Annotated in this window: 4 protein-coding genes; all 4 read left to right on the top strand. The window is 64.9% G+C overall.

The features are described 5' to 3' along the window. On the top strand, positions 1-1,077 hold a 1,077-nt coding region (iscB, locus tag CKO36_RS18950; protein WP_200286461.1), incomplete at its 5' end, for an RNA-guided endonuclease IscB. A gap of 64 nt (positions 1,078-1,141) precedes the next feature. Beyond that, positions 1,142-1,765, top strand: a complete 624-nt coding sequence (cobU, locus tag CKO36_RS18945) for a bifunctional adenosylcobinamide kinase/adenosylcobinamide-phosphate guanylyltransferase (RefSeq protein WP_200286460.1) — start codon at positions 1,142-1,144, stop codon at positions 1,763-1,765. A gap of 1 nt (position 1,766) precedes the next feature. Further along, positions 1,767-2,405, top strand: a complete 639-nt coding sequence (locus CKO36_RS18940; RefSeq protein ID WP_200286459.1) for a histidine phosphatase family protein — start codon at positions 1,767-1,769, stop codon at positions 2,403-2,405. Next, on the top strand, positions 2,402-2,717 hold a 316-nt coding region (locus CKO36_RS18935; RefSeq protein WP_200286458.1), incomplete at its 3' end, for an adenosylcobinamide-GDP ribazoletransferase. The genes CKO36_RS18940 and CKO36_RS18935, both read left to right, overlap by 4 nt.

The following is a 2,717-nucleotide window of genomic DNA, read 5'->3' as shown; positions in this document are numbered from 1 at the left end:
GCGGAACTGACCCATCGTGGCGCCCGGATTCGTGAGGCGCTGACAACCCGCCGGAACTTCCGTCGCGCGAGACGCCACCGCAAAACCCGCTACCGGGCGCCGCGCTTCCTCAATCGCACCCGTCGCGCGGGCGGGTTACCGCCATCGTTGCAACATCGGCTCGACACCACCGTCAACTGGGTGCAGCGCCTGCGCCAACTCGCCCCGATCACGGCCCTCAGTCAAGAATTGGTGCGTTTCGATACCCAAGCGCTCCAGAACCCGGAGATCAGCGGGGTCGAATACCAGCAGGGCGAACTTGCCGGTTATGAGGTGCGCGAATATCTGCTGGAGAAGTGGCGCCGGACCTGTGCCTATTGCGGTGCGACCGATGTCCCGCTGGAGATCGAGCACATCCAACCCAAGAGCCGGGGCGGATCGGATCGCGTCTCGAACCTGACGCTCGCCTGCCGACCCTGCAATCAGCGCAAGGGCCGTCAGTCCATTGAGGTCTTTCTGGCCCGCGCCCCTGAGCGGCTCGCGCGCATCAAGGTGCAGGCCAGAGCACCACTTAAAGATGCCGCCGCTGTCAATGCCACACGCTGGGCGCTGCTCGAGACGCTGATGGCCACGGGGCTTCCTGTCGAAATCGGCTCGGGAGGACGCACCAAATACAACCGCACGCGCCTGGACATCCCCAAGACCCATGCCCTTGATGCCGTCTGCGTCGGCACCGTCGATCAGGTACAGGACTGGAATCGCCCGGTGCTGGCGATCAAGGCCACCGGGCGCGGCACCTACAGCCGCACGCGCACCTTCAACAACGGTTTTCCACGCGGCTATCTCGTCCGCCACAAGCGCGTTCACGGTTTCCAGACCGGCGATTGGGTCCGCGCCGAGGTGCCCAAGGGTAAAAAGGCGGGCGTGCATCTCGGGCGCGTGGCGGTGCGCCGAACCGGATCGTTTAACATCCAGACCCAGACCGGAACCGTTCAAGGCATTTCACACCGCTATTGCCAGGTGCTGCAACGCGCTGATGGCTATGGCTACGCTTTTCAACCGAAACCGACAACGGAGGACGCGAGACGGGCCGCCTGACCGCGCTGCGCGCGGTGCGATCTCCCTCCCCGCCCTGAAGGACGGGGTTTCTCGCGCAAGACTGATGATAACCGCTCCAGACGCCAGTTCAGACACAGGCACCCGTTCAGACAACCATCCAGGCGGCTGTCACTCGAGCGTTGCACCCACGCTGGTGTTGGGTGGCGTGCGCTCGGGCAAGAGTCGGCTGGCGGAGCGCTTGGCCGGGCAGCAGGCACTGGAATCCGGCGGATCGGTGCTCTATCTGGCCACGGCCACGGTGGGCGAGGATGCCGAAATGCAGGCGCGTATCCAGACCCATCGCGCCCGACGCCCGGCTCATTGGGGACTCATGGAAGAACCGCTGCATCTGGCCGAAGCCCTGGAGCAGGCCACGGCGGCGCACAGTTGCGTGCTTGTGGAATGCCTGACGCTCTGGCTGGCCAACCTGTTGTGGGCACAGGATGAAGCCTTGCTGGCGCGCGAACTGGCGGCGCTGCGCGCGCTGCTGCCGGTGTTGCCGGGGCCGGTGATTTTTGTCAGCAACGAAACCAATCAGGGCGTGATTCCGGTTGATGCCCTGGCGCGTCGCTACTGCGATCTGGCCGGTGCTCTGCATCAGGATATTGCCAGTCATTGTCAACGGGTTCTGCTCTGTGTAGCCGGCTTACCGCTGACACTTAAGGGCGAGCCGATGGAGGCCGCTTGACATGAAAGAACGCCTGATCGACGTGCTGCGCCATGGCGAAGTGCAGGGCGGTCCCTGCTTTCGCGGTCGCCGCGATGATCCGCTGACCGCACGGGGCTGGCGGCAGATGCAAGGCGCGCTTCAGGATTTGTCCGGGCGTTATGGTGCGCGTTGGGATTATGTAATGTCGTCACCAGCGGTGCGTTGCCAAGCCTTTGCGCGCACCTGGGCGGCTGAACGTGCGCTTCCTCTGGTTGAGCAGCCGGCCTTTGCCGAGCGTGACTTTGGTGCCTGGGAAGGCTTGAGTGCCAGCGAGATTCCGCTCGCCGAGTTGTCGGCCTTCTGGTCAGATCCACAGTCGTTCGATCCACCCGAGGCTGAGCCCTTTGTTGTTTTTCGTCGTCGTGTGGCTGAAGCCTGGCAGTCTTTGCTTGCCGCCGACTGGCACCATGGCCTGCTGTTCACCCATGGCGGCGTGACGCGGATCATCCTGGGCGAAGCCCTGGGGCTGGCCGATGCCTCTCTGCTGTTGTTGGAAGTGCCACCGGCTGGGGTGACGCGCTGGCGGCTGCCGGTCGGAGGAGGTCTGCCTAGTCTGGTCGCGCATCTGCCGCCGGTGGAACTCAATGAGGAAGCTGATGAAGCGGAGGGCGCGCGATGAGGGGCTTGGCGGCCCTGGTGCTCTGGTGGCGTGCTGCGCTGATCGCCGCACGCTTTTTGACCCGCGCCCCGCTGCCGGATCCGGCTCAGGGCCGGGAGTTATATGCTGCGGATCATGGTCGGGCCGCCTTGCTGTATCCACTGGTCGGATTGCTGGTGGGCGGACTGCTAGGAGGTCTGGCGGGTGGGCTGAATGCCTGGCTCGGTGCAACGGCGGCGCCCCTGACCGCGACCCTGGTGCTGGGTGTGTGGATCTGGGGCACCGGCGCCCTGCATCTCGATGGTCTGGCTGACTGCGCGGATGCTTGGGTGG

Source organism: Rhabdochromatium marinum (assembly GCF_016583795.1).
Lineage (GTDB): Bacteria > Pseudomonadota > Gammaproteobacteria > Chromatiales > Chromatiaceae > Rhabdochromatium > Rhabdochromatium marinum.
Note: the sequence above shows the minus strand (reverse complement) of the source record. Positions and strands in the feature narration are given on the sequence as shown.

Bases quoted from the DNA above. Each gene is read 5' to 3' on its own strand.
- cobU (WP_200286460.1), top strand. From the start codon at position 1,142: ATGATAACCGCTCCAGACGCCAGTTCAGACACAGGCACCCGTTCAGAC.
- CKO36_RS18940 (WP_200286459.1), top strand. From the start codon at position 1,767: ATGAAAGAACGCCTGATCGACGTGCTGCGCCATGGCGAAGTGCAGGGC.